Genomic DNA, 15,872 nt, shown 5'->3' with positions numbered 1-15,872 from the left:
GATTTTTAGGCATATTTTTGGTATAATAATACCCATGAAAGAGCAAGGAAATGAGTAGTAGGTGGAGATGGAAAAGTATTTATCGGTAACAACTTTGACCAAGTATCTGAAAATGAAATTCGATAAAGACCCTTACTTGGAACGGGTCTATTTAACTGGTCAAGTTTCCAACTTTCGTAAACGACCTACTCACCAATATTTCTCCCTAAAGGATGACCATGCAGTCATTCAAGCGACTATTTGGTCTGGGATTTATCAGAAATTAGGGTTTGACCTTGAAGAAGGAATGAAGATCAATGTGATTGGGCGTGTACAGGTCTATGAACCAAGTGGTAGCTACTCCATTATCATTGAAAAGGCTGAGCCTGATGGGGTTGGGGCGCTTGCGATTCAGTTTGAACAACTCAAGAAAAAATTGACGGAAGAAGGTCTGTTTCAAGAACGCTTCAAGCAACCTCTTCCCCAATTTTCTAAGCGAATTGGTGTAGTGACAAGTCGTAGTGGAGCCGTTATTCGAGATATTATCACGACCGTCAGCAGACGTTTTCCTGGTGTTGATATTCTCCTCTATCCGACTAAGGTGCAAGGTGATGGTTCTGCGGAGGAAATTGCTCGAAATATCGCGCGTGCTAATCAACGTGACGATTTGGATTTGCTGATTATTGGTCGTGGTGGTGGTTCCATCGAGGATCTCTGGGCCTTTAACGAAGAAATTGTGGTACGAGCTATTTTTGAATCTCGTCTGTCAGTTATTTCTAGTGTGGGGCATGAGACGGATGTGACCTTGGCGGATTTTGTGGCAGATAGACGGGCTGCAACGCCGACAGCTGCAGCTGAACTAGCAACACCAGTGACCAAGTTGGATCTATTAGCCCATTTGCAAAATCAAGAAAAACGGATGGCAACAGCAGTCCGAAATGTCCTATCTAAGAAACAAGAAGCTTTGAAAAAATGCAGTCAGTCAGTCATCTTTAGACAGCCAGAGCGCTTGTATGATGGCTATTTGCAATGTTTGGACCAACTACAACTGCGCTTAAAACAAAGTTTGCGAACACGGATTTTTGATAGCAACCAACTAGTTCAATCAAGGACGCATCAACTGGTCCAATTATCACCTGTTACCAAAATCCAGCGTTATCAAGACCGCCTAGGTCAGTTGGACAAGCTCTTACGTAGCCAAATGGCGCTGGTTTATGATGCCAAGGTTTCTGAGGTTAAGCGACTTTCAGAAGCCCTGCTGATGCTGGATACCAGTCGAATCGTGGCGCGTGGTTATGCAATTGTCAAAAAAGAAGAGTCAGTAGTCGATTCGGTTGAGAATTTGAAGAAGAAAGACCAAGTAACGCTTTTGATGCGAGATGGTCAAGTAGAATTAGAGGTTAAAGATGTCAAAACAAAAGAAATTTGAGGAAAATCTAGCAGAACTGGAGACCATTGTCCAAAGTTTGGAAAATGGTGAAATTGCTTTGGAAGATGCGATTGCGGCCTTTCAAAAGGGAATGGTCTTGTCAAAGGAGCTCCAAGCGACGCTGGACAAGGCTGAAAAGACCTTGGTCAAGGTCATGCAAGAAGACGGAACAGAAAGTGATTTTGAATGAAGAAGCAAGAAAAATTAGCTCTTGTTGAGTCGGCTTTGGAAGACTTTTATGGAGACCAGCAATTTGCCTCTAGTTTGCGAGAGTCTGTTCTCTATTCCATTCATGCTGGTGGTAAGCGTATTCGCCCTTTTCTCTTGTTGGAAGTTTTGGAAGCCTTGCAAGTTGCCATCAAACCTGCTCACGCGCAGGTGGCTGCGGCCTTGGAAATGATTCATACAGGGAGCTTGATTCACGATGACCTTCCTGCCATGGATGATGATGATTATCGTCGGGGACGTTTGACCAATCATAAGAAGTTCGGTGAAGCTATGGCGATTTTGGCTGGAGATGCCTTGTTCCTAGATCCCTATGCCTTGATAGCGCAGGCAGATTTGCTAAGTCAGATCAAGGTGGACTTGATTGCCAACTTATCCCTTGCTTCAGGTAGTCTGGGTATGGTGGCAGGGCAGGTTTTGGATATGGAAGGCGAACACCAACATTTGTCCTTGAAAGAACTTCAGACCATTCATGCCAATAAGACTGGAAAATTACTAGCCTTTCCTTTCCAAGCAGCTGCTATTATAGCTGAATTGGCTCCTGAAATACAGGCAAAACTGAAAACTGTTGGCGAATTGATTGGACTGGCTTTTCAAGTTAGAGACGATGTGCTAGATGTGACAGCTAGTTTTGAGGAAATAGGCAAGACACCGCAAAAGGACTTGCAGGCAGAAAAGTCAACCTACCCAGCCTTGTTGGGCTTGGAAGAGGCTGTTGCCTTTTGTAACCAAACTCTGGATCAAGCTAATGCCAAATTAGAAGAAATTGCCCAGCAGGTTCCTTTTGAGATAGAATCGATTGTAAGTGTAGTAGAAAGTTTGAGAATTAATGGCTAAGGAAAGAGTGGATGTACTAGCTTATAAACAGGGCTTGTTTGAAACGCGAGAACAGGCCAAGCGCGGTGTCATGGCTGGACTAGTAGTAGCAGTCCTGAATGGAGAACGGTTTGACAAACCAGGAGAGAAAATCCCAGACGATACCGAGCTAAAACTTAAGGGTGAAAAACTCAAGTATGTCAGCCGTGGTGGCTTGAAATTGGAAAAGGCCTTGCAGGTCTTTGATTTGTCAGTAGAAGGGGCAACAACGATTGATATCGGTGCCTCTACTGGAGGCTTTACCGATGTCATGTTGCAGAATGGTGCTGAGTTAGTATTTGCAGTCGATGTCGGCACCAATCAGTTGGCTTGGAAACTACGCCAAGACCCACGAGTGGTCAGCATGGAGCAGTTTAATTTCCGCTATGCCGAAAAGACTGATTTCGAAAAGGAACCGAGCTTTGCCAGTATTGATGTGAGTTTCATTTCCCTCAGTTTGATTCTGCCAGTCTTGCATCGAGTCTTGGCAGATCAAGGTCAGGTCGTGGCTCTAGTTAAGCCTCAGTTTGAAGCAGGACGTGAGCAGATTGGAAAAAATGGAATTATTCGAGATGCTAAGGTTCATCAGAATGTCCTTGAATCTGTCACATCTATGGCAGTAGAGGAAGGTTTTGCAGTCCTTGGTTTGGACTTTTCTCCTATCCAAGGAGGTCATGGAAATATTGAGTTTTTAGCGTATTTGAAAAAAGAAGAGTCAGCAAGTAATCAGGTTCTTGCTGAGATTGAAGAAGTAGTAGAGAGGGCGCATAGTCAATTTAAAAATGAATAAAAAAGAGAGACTTGAAAACATTAGACGATTTGTGACAGATTATCAAATCGGTACGCAGGAAGAAATCGTAGAACATTTGAAAGAGGCAGGCATCACTGCCACTCAGGCAACGGTATCACGAGATATCAAAGAACTAGGTATTGTCAAAATTCCTTTGAGAGACAATACTTATGTCTATGAATTGCCTAAATCAATCGTAAAAAGTTTGCAATTGGCTGAAGACAATATCGAATCTGCTGAATTGATGGAAAAGATGATCAATCTCCAGGTTATCCCAGGAAATACTGCTTTTGTAAAAGCTCAGTTAATCGAGACTTTTGCGGACAAGATTTTCAGCTGTTTGGCTGATGATAGCTCGATTTTAGTCATTGCCAGAAGTGAAAGTCTAGCTGAGGAAATCTTTGAACAAGTAAAAAATTGGTAGGTCTATATGTTACTTGAAATTTCGATAAAAAACTTTGCCATTATTGAGGCTATTTCCCTCAATTTTGAAAAGGGAATGACTGTCCTGACTGGTGAAACAGGCGCAGGGAAGTCGATTATCATTGATGCCATGAATATGATGTTGGGAGCTCGTGCGACGACAGATGTTATTCGTCATGGTGCACCAAAGGCAGAGATTGAAGGGCTTTTCTCAGTTGAAAATAGTCGCCTTTTACAGGAAATTTTTGATGAGCAAGGTTTAGAATTGGGTGATGAGATTATCATCCGTCGGGAAATTCTGCAAAATGGTCGTAGTATCAGCCGTGTGAATGGTCAGATGGTTAATCTGTCGGTTTTGCGTGCTATTGGGCAACATCTTGTAGATATTCATGGTCAGCATGACCAAGAAGAATTAATGCGTCCTCAACTGCACATCCAGATGTTGGATGAATTTGGCGATGCAGCTTTTTGGGACTTGAAAGAAACCTACCAGACGAGTTTTGATGCCTATCGAAAAATGCGCAAGCAGGTTCTGGAAGTCAAGAAAAACCAACAGGAACACAAGGCTCGTATTGAAATGTTGGAATTTCAAATGGCAGAGATTGAGGCAGCAAACTTGCAGGCTGGAGAAGACTTGGCTCTCAATCAAGAGCGAGATAAACTCCTTAACCATAAAAATATTGCAGATACGCTGACCAATGCCTACAGTATGTTGGACAATGAAGACTTTTCAAGTTTGGCCAATGTTCGTTCGGCTATGAATGACATGGAAAGTGTTGAAGAGTATGACCCTGAATACCGTGAAATTTCAAGCTCTCTATCTGAGACTTACTATGTCTTAGAAGACATTAGCAAACGTTTGGAAACTATTATTGAGGATCTTGATTTTGATGGTAATCGCCTTATGCAGGTCGAGAATCGTTTGGATCTCCTTCATACTATTACCCGTAAGTATGGTGGGACTGTAGATGATGTTTTGCTGTATTTTGCCAAGATTACGGATGAATACAATCTCTTGACAGGCAATAACCTTTCGTCTGAAGACATGGAAGCAGAGCTTAAGAAATTGGAAGTCAATCTTGTCGACTTGGCAGGTCAGCTTGCATCTGCTCGTCATGATTTGGCCCAACAACTCGAAGCTGAGATTAAGCAAGAACTGCAAGACCTTTATATGGAAAAAGCCCAGTTTCAGGTTCGTTTTAGCAAGAGCAAATTCAGTCGTGAGGGCAATGAAACGGTTGAGTTTTACATTTCAACCAACCCTGGCGAAGACTTTAAACCCTTGGTCAAGGTTGCATCTGGTGGGGAATTATCTCGTCTCATGCTAGCCATTAAATCTGCCTTTTCACGTAAAGAAGGTAAGACTAGCATTGTCTTTGATGAGGTGGATACGGGAGTTTCAGGTCGTGTAGCTCAGGCTATTGCGCAGAAGATTCACAAGATTGGCCAGCATGGCCAGGTCCTTGCTATTTCCCATTTGCCACAAGTGATTGCGATTGCGGATTATCAATTCTTTATTGAGAAGATTAGCAATGAGCATTCAACGGTTTCGACTGTTCGACTCTTGACGGTTGAAGAGCGAGTGGAGGAAGTTGCCAAGATGTTGGCAGGTGATGATGTGACGGAAGCAGCCCTAACGCAAGCCAGAGAATTGTTGAGAAACAGGGAGAAATAAGATGACAGACTATTATGTAATTGGAGATGTTCATGGAAAAGCTGGGATGCTAGAAAACCTTCTCAAAACATGGGACGGTCAGACTCAGTTGCTCTTTCTAGGGGATTTGATTGACCGAGGTGAGGATAGTCGCCGTGTTCTAGAGATGGTTAAGGACTTAGTTGATAATAAAGGGGCAATCTGTTTGTCAGGAAATCACGAGTATATGTTTTTGACTTGGCTCGATGACCCAGAAGAAAGCTATGACCACTATCGTCGCAATGGTGGAGATACAACTATTAACTCTATCCTAGGTCGTCCCTTGGATGCCCCAGTTGATGGAGTAGAAGATGCCAAGCGTGTTGCCACTGAAGCAGCAGATTTGGTCGAATTTATTCGTCAAATGCCATTTGTGGTAGAGACAGATAAGTATATCTTTGTTCACGCAGGTATTGACTTGACCTTGGATGACTGGCATGAAACCACAGATTATAAAAAAGTATGGCTTAGAAAACCATTCCACGAAGCCGAAAATCATACTGGAAAAATCATTGTCTTTGGTCATACACCAGTCTATAGTTTGTTAAAGCAAGAGCGTGGTACAGCTGAGCTTTGGACTACAGAAGATGGCAAGATTGGCATGGACGGAGGAGCTGTCTATGGTGGTGCCCTTCATGGGATTGTCTTTACTGACCAAGGAATGACAGAACATCACTTTATTGAAAATGACGGCTTTGTCGCTGAAGATTAGTACTCCTAGCAGGGTATGGTCTTGTCAAAATATCAAAAACAATTTATAATAAATAAATACCCTGAAAGGAAGAGAATCATGAACTTAGAAGAATTAAAAAAACGACAGGAGAAGATTCGTAACTTCTCTATTATCGCTCATATTGACCACGGGAAATCAACTCTAGCAGACCGCATTTTGGAAAAGACAGAGACAGTCTCCAGTCGTGAAATGCAGGCCCAGCTTTTAGATAGCATGGATCTAGAGCGAGAACGTGGGATTACCATTAAACTCAATGCCATTGAGCTCAATTATACTGCAAAAGATGGAGAAACTTATATTTTCCACTTGATTGACACGCCAGGGCACGTTGACTTTACCTATGAAGTTTCACGTTCGCTAGCTGCCTGCGAGGGTGCTATTTTGGTGGTTGATGCTGCCCAAGGAATTGAGGCTCAAACCCTTGCCAACGTTTATCTAGCCTTGGACAATGATTTGGAAATCATGCCAGTCATTAATAAAATTGACCTGCCAGCAGCGGATCCTGAGCGCGTGCGTACAGAGATTGAAGATGTCATTGGTCTAGATGCCAGCGAAGCAGTCTTAGCATCAGCAAAAGCTGGTATCGGTATCGAAGAAATTCTTGAGCAAATCGTAGAAAAAGTGCCAGCGCCAACAGGTGATGTGACGGCACCACTCAAAGCCTTGATTTTTGACTCTGTTTACGATGCCTACCGTGGGGTTATCCTCCAAGTGCGTGTTATGGATGGAGTGGTTAAACCTGGTGATAAGATTCAGCTTATGAGCAATGGCAAGACTTTTGATGTTACGGAAGTTGGTATTTTCACACCAAAAGCAGTTGGTCGTGATTTCCTTGCGACTGGTGACGTTGGTTATATTGCGGCTTCTATCAAGACGGTTCAGGACACTCGTGTGGGGGATACCGTTACCTTGGCGACCAACCCTGCGGCAGAACCATTACATGGTTACAAGCAGATGAATCCTATGGTCTTTGCGGGTCTCTACCCAATCGAATCAAACAAGTATAATGACCTTCGTGAAGCACTTGAAAAATTGCAACTGAATGATGCCAGCTTGCAGTTTGAACCAGAAACATCTCAGGCACTTGGATTTGGTTTCCGTTGTGGTTTCCTTGGGCTTCTCCATATGGATGTAATTCAAGAACGTTTGGAGCGTGAGTTCAACATCGACCTCATCATGACAGCTCCGTCTGTTATTTACAAAGTTAATTTGACCGACGGGGAGTCTATGGACGTCTCTAACCCATCTGAATTTCCAGACCCAACTAAGATTGCAACCATTGAAGAGCCTTATGTTAAAGCTCAAATCATGGTACCGCAGGAGTTTGTCGGAGCAGTAATGGAATTGGCTCAGCGCAAGCGTGGGGACTTTGTGACTATGGATTATATTGATGACAATCGTGTTAATGTTATCTATCAAATTCCTCTTGCTGAAATCGTCTTTGACTTCTTTGATAAACTTAAATCTTCGACACGTGGTTATGCAAGCTTTGACTATGAATTGTCAGAGTACCGCCCATCTAAACTAGTCAAAATGGATATCCTTCTCAATGGAGACAAGGTTGATGCCCTCAGCTTTATCGTTCACAAGGACTTTGCCTACGAACGTGGGAAACTCATCGTTGATAAGCTCAAGAAAATCATCCCTCGTCAACAATTTGAGGTGCCAATTCAAGCAGCAATTGGACACAAGATCGTGGCTCGTACTGATATCAAGGCCCTTCGTAAGAATGTACTTGCCAAGTGTTACGGTGGTGACGTTTCTCGTAAACGCAAACTCCTTGAAAAACAAAAAGCTGGTAAGAAACGCATGAAAGCTATCGGTTCAGTTGAAGTACCACAAGAAGCCTTCCTTAGCGTCTTGAGTATGGATGAAGAATAAGTTATCATAATTACTTTTCCTTGTTTACAGGAAATTTATATAAGAATCAATAGTAAAGCAGACTAAAATGGTCTGCTTTTTTCGATTCTGGCACATAAGAAATGTTTTGGATGTTTGTTTATATGTTTGTTTTTATATAACAAACTATAAAAACAACAAAAATATATAAAAAGAGACAAAAAAAGAACAGAAAAATATTGACAACGATTTCATATAGTGTTATACTTATAGCATAAAGTTAATGGAAAGAAGGGAGAACCTTATGGGATTAGATCATTTCTTTGACAAAAACCTTGTGTTTTGCTTAGAAGCGGATAATCAAGAACATCTCTTTGATCAGGTAGCTACCTTATTGGAAGAACGAGAAATCGTAACTCCAACCTATCGTGAAGCCTTGATCACGCGTGAAAAGTCATTTCCAACTGGCTTAGATATGGAATTTTTGGGTAAGGATTTGCCGAATGTGGCTATTCCTCACACAGATATTGTTCATAACCTAGCCGAAAAAGTTGTGGTTGTTCGATTAGAGAAACCGGTGACTTTCCACAATATGATTGCACCAGATAAGGAAGTAGAGGTATCCTTGCTCTTCTTTATCATTAATAACTCAAGTTCAAGTCAAACCAACATTCTTGCTCAGTTGATGGACTTCTTTACTGGAAATGGTCATCTTGAAGACCTATCAAAAATTTCAGAACCAGAAGCTCTCTATGCTTATATAGCTGAAGCAACCGCTTAATCTTGTCTATTAAAAATATTAAATCGGAGGAAATCCATATGATTAAAATTCTTGCTGCCTGCGGTGCAGGTGTTAACTCAAGCCATCAAATTAAAAGTGCTCTTGAAGAAGAACTTTCAAACCGCGGTTTTGATGTTCACTGTGATGCGGTCATGGTCAAAGACGTTAATGAAGATCTTATCAAAGGTTATGACATCTTCACACCAATTGCTGCTACAGATCTTGGTTTTGATCCAGGTATTCCAGTTATCGAAGCTGGACCAATCTTATTCCGTATCCCAGCTATGAGTGCTCCAGTATTTGACAATATTGAAGCAGCCATTAAAGAACACGGGTTAAGCTAATTCTAATTTGTTAACATTCATATAATATAAAAAGGGAGGAACTATTATGGATGTCATTATCGAACTAGCCAATAAGCTGTTCAAACCTATCTTGGACATGGGTGGACCAATCATCATGCTGATCATTTTGACAGTATTGGCTCTACTTTTTGGAGTGAAATTCTCCAAAGCGCTTGAAGGTGGTATCAAACTTGCCATCGCTCTTACTGGTATCGGTGCTATCATCGGTATGCTAAATGGTGCTTTCTCAGCATCACTTGCAAAATTCGTTGAAAATACTGGTATTCAATTGAACATCACCGACGTTGGTTGGGCACCACTTGCTACAATCACTTGGGGCTCTGCTTGGACACTTTACTTCTTGCTCATCATGTTGATTGTCAACGTAGTGATGCTTGCTATGAAGAAAACTGATACACTTGACGTTGATATCTTCGATATCTGGCACTTGTCTATCACAGGTCTTTTGATTAAATGGTATGCAGACAACAATGGCGTTAGCCAAGGAGTTTCACTCTTCATTGCGACTGCAGCAGTTGTTCTTGTTGGGGTTCTTAAAATTATCAACTCTGACTTGATGAAACCTACATTCGACGATCTTCTTAACGCACCAAGTTCATCACCAATGACTTCAACTCACATGAACTACATGATGAACCCAGTTATCATGGTTTTGGATAAGATTTTTGAAAAATTCTTCCCAGGTCTTGATAAATATGACTTTGATGCTGCTAAATTGAACAAGAAAATCGGTTTCTGGGGATCTAAATTCTTCATCGGTTTCATCCTTGGTATCGTCATCGGTTTGATGGGGACTCCACATCCTGTTGAAGGACTTAAAGATGCTGCAAACTGGCAAGAAGTTATCAAAGGTTGGTTGTCTCTTGGTTTGACAGCCGGTGTAGCTTTGGAACTCTTCTCACTAATCGGTTCTTGGTTCATCGCTGCCGTAGAACCACTTTCACAAGGTATTACAAACGTCGCTACTAAACGTTTGGAAGGACGTAAATTCAACATCGGTCTTGACTGGCCATTCATCGCTGGTCGTGCTGAAATCTGGGCTTGTGCCAACGTACTTGCACCAATCATGTTGGTTGAAGCAGTACTTCTTTCAAAAGTCGGAAATGGTATCTTGCCACTTGCAGGTATCATCGCTATGGGTGTTACTCCAGCTCTCTTGGTTGTAACACGTGGTAAATTGCTCCGTATGATTATCTTCGGAACTCTCTTGTTGCCACTCTTCCTTCTTTCAGGTACACTTATTGCACCATTTGCAACAGAACTTGCTAAAGGTGTAGGTGCCTTCCCAGAAGGTGTGAGCCAAACTCAATTGATTACTCACTCAACTCTTGAAGGACCAATCGAAAAACTTCTTGGTTGGACAATTGGTAACACTACAACAGGTGATATCAAAGCAATCCTTGGTGCTGTAGTCTTCCTTGTATTCTATATCGGTATCTTTGCTTGGTACAGAAAACAAATGATTAAACGTAACGAAGAGTACGCAGCAAAAGCAAAATAATGCGCTCCTATAAAATGTAAATTGTTGAAACTAGGTTGTCATACCATTAGGAGTGACAGCCTAGTTTTTTATAAACTATCAAGAAATCGGAGAAAATAATGGTAATTGAATTAAAATCAGAACAATTAAGTGTTCAATTTAACAGTTTTGGCGGGGCTCTTTCTTCTATAAAAGATGCTGAAGGTCTGGAGTATTTGTGGCAAGGAGATGCTACTTATTGGAGTGGACAAGCTCCTGTTCTCTTCCCCATTTGTGGTTCTTTGAGAGAGGATACAGCCCTCTATATAGATGAGAAAGGGCCAGAAAGTAAAGGAAAGATTCCTCGTCATGGTTTGGTTCGCAAGAAAGAATTTGACTTAGTTGAACAGACAGACAAGAGTGTAACTTTTGCAATTGAAGACGATGAGAATAGCTATCAAAACTATCCTTATCATTTCCGCCTAGAAATCATTTATATTCTTACTGGTAAGACAGTACGAACTCAATACAAGATTTTCAACAAAGAAAGTAGCAAGGTCATGCCTTACTTTATTGGTGGGCACCCAGGCTTTAATTGTCCTCTACTTGATGATGAAGACTATGAAGATTACTATTTAGAGTTTGAGAAAGCAGAAACTTGTTCTGTTCCACGTCCTTTCCCAGAAACAGGTATGTTGGATTTCCAAGACAGAAGTCCATGGCTAGAAGGTCAAAAAGAAGTAGACCTCAGCTATGATTTGTTTAGCACAGATGCAGTTACTTTAGATGAATTACAATCTAGAACAATTGCCCTTCGTTCTCGTAAATATGATAAAGGGTTGAAAGTGCACTTTGCAGAGTTTCCAAACCTCATTGTCTGGTCAACTTTGAACAAGGGACCTTTCATTGCTTTTGAACCATGGTCAGGCTTGTCAACATCTCTTGAAGAAGGAGATCATCTAGAAGATAAGAAGAATGTTCGTCTCCTAGAACCTGGTCAAGTAGATCAAATTGGTTTTGATATCGAAATTTTTTAGTTAAAAAACACAAAAACAAACATTAACTGTTGACTTTTTCAGGAAATAGGAGTATATTATGTTTGTAAGCAACAAATGATGTTTGTAACAAACAAACAATCACTTGTTATATTCTCTTGCGTGGAGAAAGATTATTTCTAGGGAACTGGTTTCCTAAACTTGAATAAGGTGTCATTCATCTCATTCAATCCAATTTGTCAATAAACTGCTAGAAAGCTTTTGTAGGTAAACTGCTAACTATAAGAGGTTTTACTAGCCTAGAAAAATAAAAAGGAGTATACAATATGTCTATTGTTATCGGTGCAGATGCTGCAGGTTTGAGATTGAAAGAAGTTGTGAAAGACTTCTTGGAAAAAGAAAACTTCCACGTTGTGGATGTTACAGCTGAAGGTCAAGACTTTGTCGATGTGACTCTTGCTGTTGCTGCAGAAGTAAACAAAGAAGAACAAAACCTTGGTATCGTGATTGATGCTTATGGAGCTGGTCCATTTATGGTTGCAACTAAGATCAAAGGAATGGTCGCTGCAGAAGTATCTGACGAACGTTCAGCTTATATGACTCGTGGTCACAACAACTCACGTATGATCACTATGGGTGCACAACTTGTTGGTGATGAATTAGCTAAAAACATCGCTAAAGGATTTGTTAACGGTAAATACGATGGTGGACGTCACCAAATTCGTGTTGATATGTTGAACAAAATGTGCTAATTAGATTACAGTAAGAAAGGTAAGTTAAAAATGAGAATTGCAATTGGATGTGATCACATCGTAACAGATGAAAAAATGGCGGTTTCAGAATTTTTGAAATCAAAAGGATATGAAGTCATTGACTTTGGTACATATGACCATACACGTACTCACTACCCAATCTTTGGTAAAAAAGTAGGGGAAGCTGTAACTAGCGGTCAAGCTGATCTTGGAGTATGTATCTGTGGTACTGGTGTTGGTATTAACAACGCTGTAAATAAAGTTCCAGGTGTTCGTTCTGCCTTGGTTCGTGATATGACAACAGCACTTTATGCTAAAGAACAATTGAATGCTAACGTTATCGGTTTTGGTGGTAAGATTACTGGAGAATTGCTCATGTGTGATATCATTGAAGCTTTCATCCATGCTGAATACAAACCATCTGAAGAAAACAAGAAATTGATTGCGAAAATTGAACACGTTGAAAGTCACAATGCTCAACAAACAGACGCAAACTTCTTCACTGAATTCCTTGAAAAATGGGATCGCGGAGAATACCACGACTAAGAGGTGACCTATGATTTTAACAGTCACAATGAACCCATCCATCGATATTTCCTATCCCTTGGATGAGTTGAAGATTGATACTGTCAATCGTGTGGTGGATGTAACCAAAACGGCTGGTGGTAAAGGACTCAATGTTACCCGAGTACTTTCAGAATTTGGGGATTCTGTTCTTGCTACTGGTTTAGTGGGTGGTAAACTTGGTGAGTTTTTGGTTGAAAATATCGATAATCAAGTAAAAAAAGATTTCTTCTCAATTCAGGGGGAAACTCGTAACTGTATCGCTATTCTTCATGGAGATAACCAAACAGAAGTTCTTGAAAAAGGTCCTGAAGTATTGGAACAGGAAGGTCAAGACTTTTTGGAACATTTCAAAAAACTCTTGGAGTCAGTTGAAGTAGTCGCTATCTCAGGTAGTCTGCCAGCTGGCCTTCCAGTTGATTACTATGCGAGCTTGGTAGAACTTGCTAATCAAGCTGGCAAGCCTGTTGTCTTGGACTGCTCTGGTGCAGCACTTCAGGCGGTTCTTGAATCACCACATAAACCAACAGTCATCAAACCAAATAATGAAGAATTGTCTCAACTTCTAGGAAGAGAAGTTTCTGAGGATTTGGATGAATTAAAAGAAGTCCTTCAAGAACCTTTGTTTGCAGGTATTGAATGGATTATCGTTTCACTTGGTGCCAACGGTGCTTTTGCCAAACATGGTGACACTTTCTACAAGGTAGATATTCCTAGAATTCAGGTGGTCAACCCTGTCGGATCTGGAGACTCTACTGTGGCAGGAATTTCTTCAGGACTGCTTCACAAAGAATCGGATGCAGCATTACTCATCAAGGCAAATGTCCTTGGTATGCTCAATGCTCAAGAAAAAATGACTGGTCATGTCAACATGGCCAACTATCAAGCTCTATATGATCAATTAATAGTAAAAGAGGTATAAAATGGCTTTAACAGAACAAAAACGTGCACGCTTAGAAAAACTTTCTGATGAAAATGGTATCATCTCAGCTCTTGCATTTGACCAACGTGGTGCTTTGAAACGCCTTATGGCTCAACACCAAACAGAAGAACCAACAGTGGCTCAAATGGAAGAACTTAAAGTCTTGGTAGCAGATGAATTGACCAAATACGCTTCATCTATGCTTCTTGACCCTGAGTATGGACTTCCAGCAACTAAAGCTCTTGATGAAAAAGCTGGTCTTCTCCTTGCTTATGAAAAAACAGGTTATGACACAACAAGTACAAAACGCTTGCCAGACTGCTTGGATGTTTGGTCTGCAAAACGTATTAAAGAAGAAGGTGCAGATGCAGTTAAATTCTTGCTTTACTATGACGTAGATAGCTCAGACGAACTCAACCAAGAAAAACAAGCTTACATCGAACGTATCGGTTCTGAATGTGTGGCTGAAGATATCCCATTCTTCCTTGAAATCCTTGCTTACGATGAAAAAATTGCTGACGCTGGTTCTGTAGAATACGCTAAAGTAAAACCACACAAAGTTATTGGTGCTATGAAAGTCTTCTCAGACCCACGCTTTAACATTGATGTCTTGAAAGTAGAAGTTCCTGTTAACATTAAATATGTTGAAGGATTCGCTGAGGGTGAAGTGGTTTACACACGTGAAGAAGCAGCAGCTTTCTTCAAAGCCCAAGATGAAGCAACTAACTTGCCATATATCTACTTGAGTGCTGGTGTATCAGCTAAACTTTTCCAAGATACTCTTGTATTTGCTCATGAATCAGGTGCAAACTTTAACGGAGTTCTTTGTGGCCGTGCTACATGGGCTGGATCAGTTGAAGCATATATCAAAGATGGTGAAGCAGCAGCTCGCGACTGGCTTCGCACAACTGGATTTGAAAACATTGATGAGCTCAATAAAGTTCTTCAAACAACAGCGACTTCATGGAAAGAACGCGTGTAAGAAAGTCCTCCTAGTTTAGGAACATGAATCTAAAAATTTTTAAAAAAAGTTGTATGTAAAGGTTTACAAAAAAACTTACTTGTGCTATACTTAAATCACAAGTTAATACAAGGTGAGTGTTACTAAGTAATATTAGGCATGATCACAGGTGAATTAGAAATCGGCTGATTTTCTAGTTCATTTGTGGTCATTTTTTATACTCATATACCTTTAAAATATAAAAGGAGGTTGACATGTATCGAATTCTAAATCCAATGAATCACAATGTCTCGCTTGTCAGAAATGATAAAGGAGAAGAGGTGATTGTAATTGGTAAGGGGATTGCATTTGGAAAGAAGAAGGGGGATTTGATTGCTGAACATCAGGTTGAGAAAATTTTTCGGATGAAGACCGAAGAGTCCAGAGAAAACTTTATGGCTCTTCTCAAAGATGTTCCGCTTGATTTTATCACAGTGACCTATGAAATCATTGATAAGCTATCAAAGAAATATCATTATCCGATTCAAGAGTATCTCTACGTAACCTTGACAGATCATATTTACTGTTCTTACCAAGCTCTAGCACAAGGAAGGTACAAGGATAGTAATCTGCCAGATATTTCCACTAAGTATCCTGTCGCTTTTCAAATCGCAAATGAAGCATTTGAAATTTACCGTCAGAAGCTAGCAGATCATTTTCCTGAGGATGAAATTATTCGGATTGCTTATCATTTCATTAATGCCGAAGGTGAAAATGAAGTGGAACTTGTGGAGTCGATTGATAAGAGGAAAGAAATTCTCAGGAATGTTGAAGAAGTTTTAACGGACTATGCAATTCAACGAACTAAAAAGAATAACCATTTCTATGATCGCTTTATGATACATTTGAATTATTTCTTGGATTATTTAGACAGATCTAGAGATGATAACCAATCACTTCTGGATATGGAAGATCATATTAAACAATCCTATCCAAAAGCGTTCGAGATTGGTTCCAAGATCTATGATGTGATTACGCAACATACGGGTCTTGATTTGTATAAAAGTGAACGAGTTTATCTAGTTCTACATATCCAACGTTTATTGTCATAAAAATTTAATTAAAAAT

17 protein-coding genes are annotated in these 15,872 nt (G+C 40.6%); all 17 read left to right on the top strand.

From position 1 onward, the window contains the following. The first annotated feature begins 67 nt into the window (after positions 1 to 67). Entirely contained in the window at positions 68 to 1,408 is a 1,341-nt protein-coding gene (locus tag AXK38_06110) for an exodeoxyribonuclease VII large subunit (protein AMH88840.1), read from the top strand. After that, a complete protein-coding gene (locus AXK38_06105) occupies positions 1,386 to 1,598 on the top strand; it encodes an exodeoxyribonuclease VII small subunit (GenBank protein ID AMH88839.1) in 213 nt (70 codons plus the stop codon). The genes AXK38_06110 and AXK38_06105 overlap by 23 nt, the downstream gene beginning before the upstream one ends. Continuing rightward, complete coding sequence (locus AXK38_06100) at positions 1,595 to 2,470, top strand: geranyl transferase (protein ID AMH88838.1); 876 nt, start codon at positions 1,595 to 1,597, stop codon at positions 2,468 to 2,470. The genes AXK38_06105 and AXK38_06100 overlap by 4 nt, the downstream gene beginning before the upstream one ends. Continuing rightward, entirely contained in the window at positions 2,463 to 3,278 is an 816-nt protein-coding gene (locus tag AXK38_06095; protein ID AMH88837.1) for a cell division protein FtsJ, read from the top strand. Before AXK38_06100 ends, AXK38_06095 begins: the two co-directional genes overlap by 8 nt. After that, positions 3,271 to 3,702: an arginine repressor gene (locus AXK38_06090; GenBank protein AMH88836.1), complete on the top strand. Its 432-nt coding sequence runs from the start codon at positions 3,271 to 3,273 to the stop codon at positions 3,700 to 3,702. Before AXK38_06095 ends, AXK38_06090 begins: the two co-directional genes overlap by 8 nt. A 6-nt stretch (positions 3,703 to 3,708) precedes the next feature. Further along, positions 3,709 to 5,376, top strand: coding sequence for a DNA repair protein RecN (locus tag AXK38_06085; GenBank protein AMH88835.1), 1,668 nt, complete (start codon positions 3,709 to 3,711; stop codon positions 5,374 to 5,376). Position 5,377: 1 nt separating this feature from the next. Then, positions 5,378 to 6,106 (top strand): phosphoesterase, encoded by a 729-nt coding sequence (locus AXK38_06080; GenBank protein AMH88834.1) that lies wholly within the window; start codon positions 5,378 to 5,380, stop codon positions 6,104 to 6,106. A 78-nt stretch (positions 6,107 to 6,184) separates the two neighbouring features. Further along, positions 6,185 to 8,008, top strand: a complete 1,824-nt coding sequence (locus AXK38_06075; GenBank protein AMH88833.1) for an elongation factor 4 — start codon at positions 6,185 to 6,187, stop codon at positions 8,006 to 8,008. A gap of 262 nt (positions 8,009 to 8,270) precedes the next feature. Next, positions 8,271 to 8,747, top strand: coding sequence for a PTS fructose transporter subunit IIA (locus AXK38_06070; protein ID AMH88832.1), 477 nt, complete (start codon positions 8,271 to 8,273; stop codon positions 8,745 to 8,747). A 38-nt stretch (positions 8,748 to 8,785) separates the two neighbouring features. Further along, positions 8,786 to 9,091, top strand: coding sequence for a PTS fructose transporter subunit IIB (locus tag AXK38_06065; GenBank protein ID AMH88831.1), 306 nt, complete (start codon positions 8,786 to 8,788; stop codon positions 9,089 to 9,091). A 46-nt stretch (positions 9,092 to 9,137) separates the two neighbouring features. Further along, on the top strand, positions 9,138 to 10,613 hold the full coding sequence (locus AXK38_06060; protein AMH88830.1) for a PTS galactitol transporter subunit IIC: 1,476 nt from the start codon (positions 9,138 to 9,140) through the stop codon (positions 10,611 to 10,613). A 650-nt stretch (positions 10,614 to 11,263) separates the two neighbouring features. Further along, positions 11,264 to 11,608 (top strand): aldose epimerase, encoded by a 345-nt coding sequence (locus AXK38_06055; protein AMH89647.1) that lies wholly within the window; start codon positions 11,264 to 11,266, stop codon positions 11,606 to 11,608. Between the two features lie 284 nt (positions 11,609 to 11,892). Beyond that, on the top strand, positions 11,893 to 12,318 hold the full coding sequence (locus AXK38_06050; GenBank protein AMH88829.1) for a galactose-6-phosphate isomerase: 426 nt from the start codon (positions 11,893 to 11,895) through the stop codon (positions 12,316 to 12,318). Positions 12,319 to 12,348: 30 nt separating this feature from the next. Continuing rightward, complete coding sequence (locus AXK38_06045; GenBank protein ID AMH88828.1) at positions 12,349 to 12,864, top strand: galactose-6-phosphate isomerase; 516 nt, start codon at positions 12,349 to 12,351, stop codon at positions 12,862 to 12,864. 10 nt (positions 12,865 to 12,874) lie between these two features. Continuing rightward, positions 12,875 to 13,804 carry a 1-phosphofructokinase gene (locus tag AXK38_06040; GenBank protein AMH88827.1) on the top strand — a complete coding sequence of 310 codons (930 nt, stop codon included), beginning with the start codon at positions 12,875 to 12,877 and terminating at the stop codon, positions 13,802 to 13,804. A gap of 1 nt (position 13,805) precedes the next feature. Continuing rightward, positions 13,806 to 14,786, top strand: coding sequence for a tagatose-bisphosphate aldolase (locus AXK38_06035; GenBank protein ID AMH88826.1), 981 nt, complete (start codon positions 13,806 to 13,808; stop codon positions 14,784 to 14,786). A 233-nt stretch (positions 14,787 to 15,019) separates the two neighbouring features. Beyond that, a complete protein-coding gene (locus AXK38_06030; protein ID AMH88825.1) occupies positions 15,020 to 15,856 on the top strand; it encodes a transcription antiterminator lact in 837 nt (278 codons plus the stop codon). The last annotated feature ends 16 nt before the right edge of the window (positions 15,857 to 15,872 follow it).

The sequence above is a fragment of the Streptococcus mitis genome (assembly GCA_001560895.1).
GTDB classification, from domain to species: Bacteria; Bacillota; Bacilli; order Lactobacillales; family Streptococcaceae; genus Streptococcus; species Streptococcus mitis_Q.
This window is presented reverse-complemented; position numbering and strand designations above follow the sequence as displayed.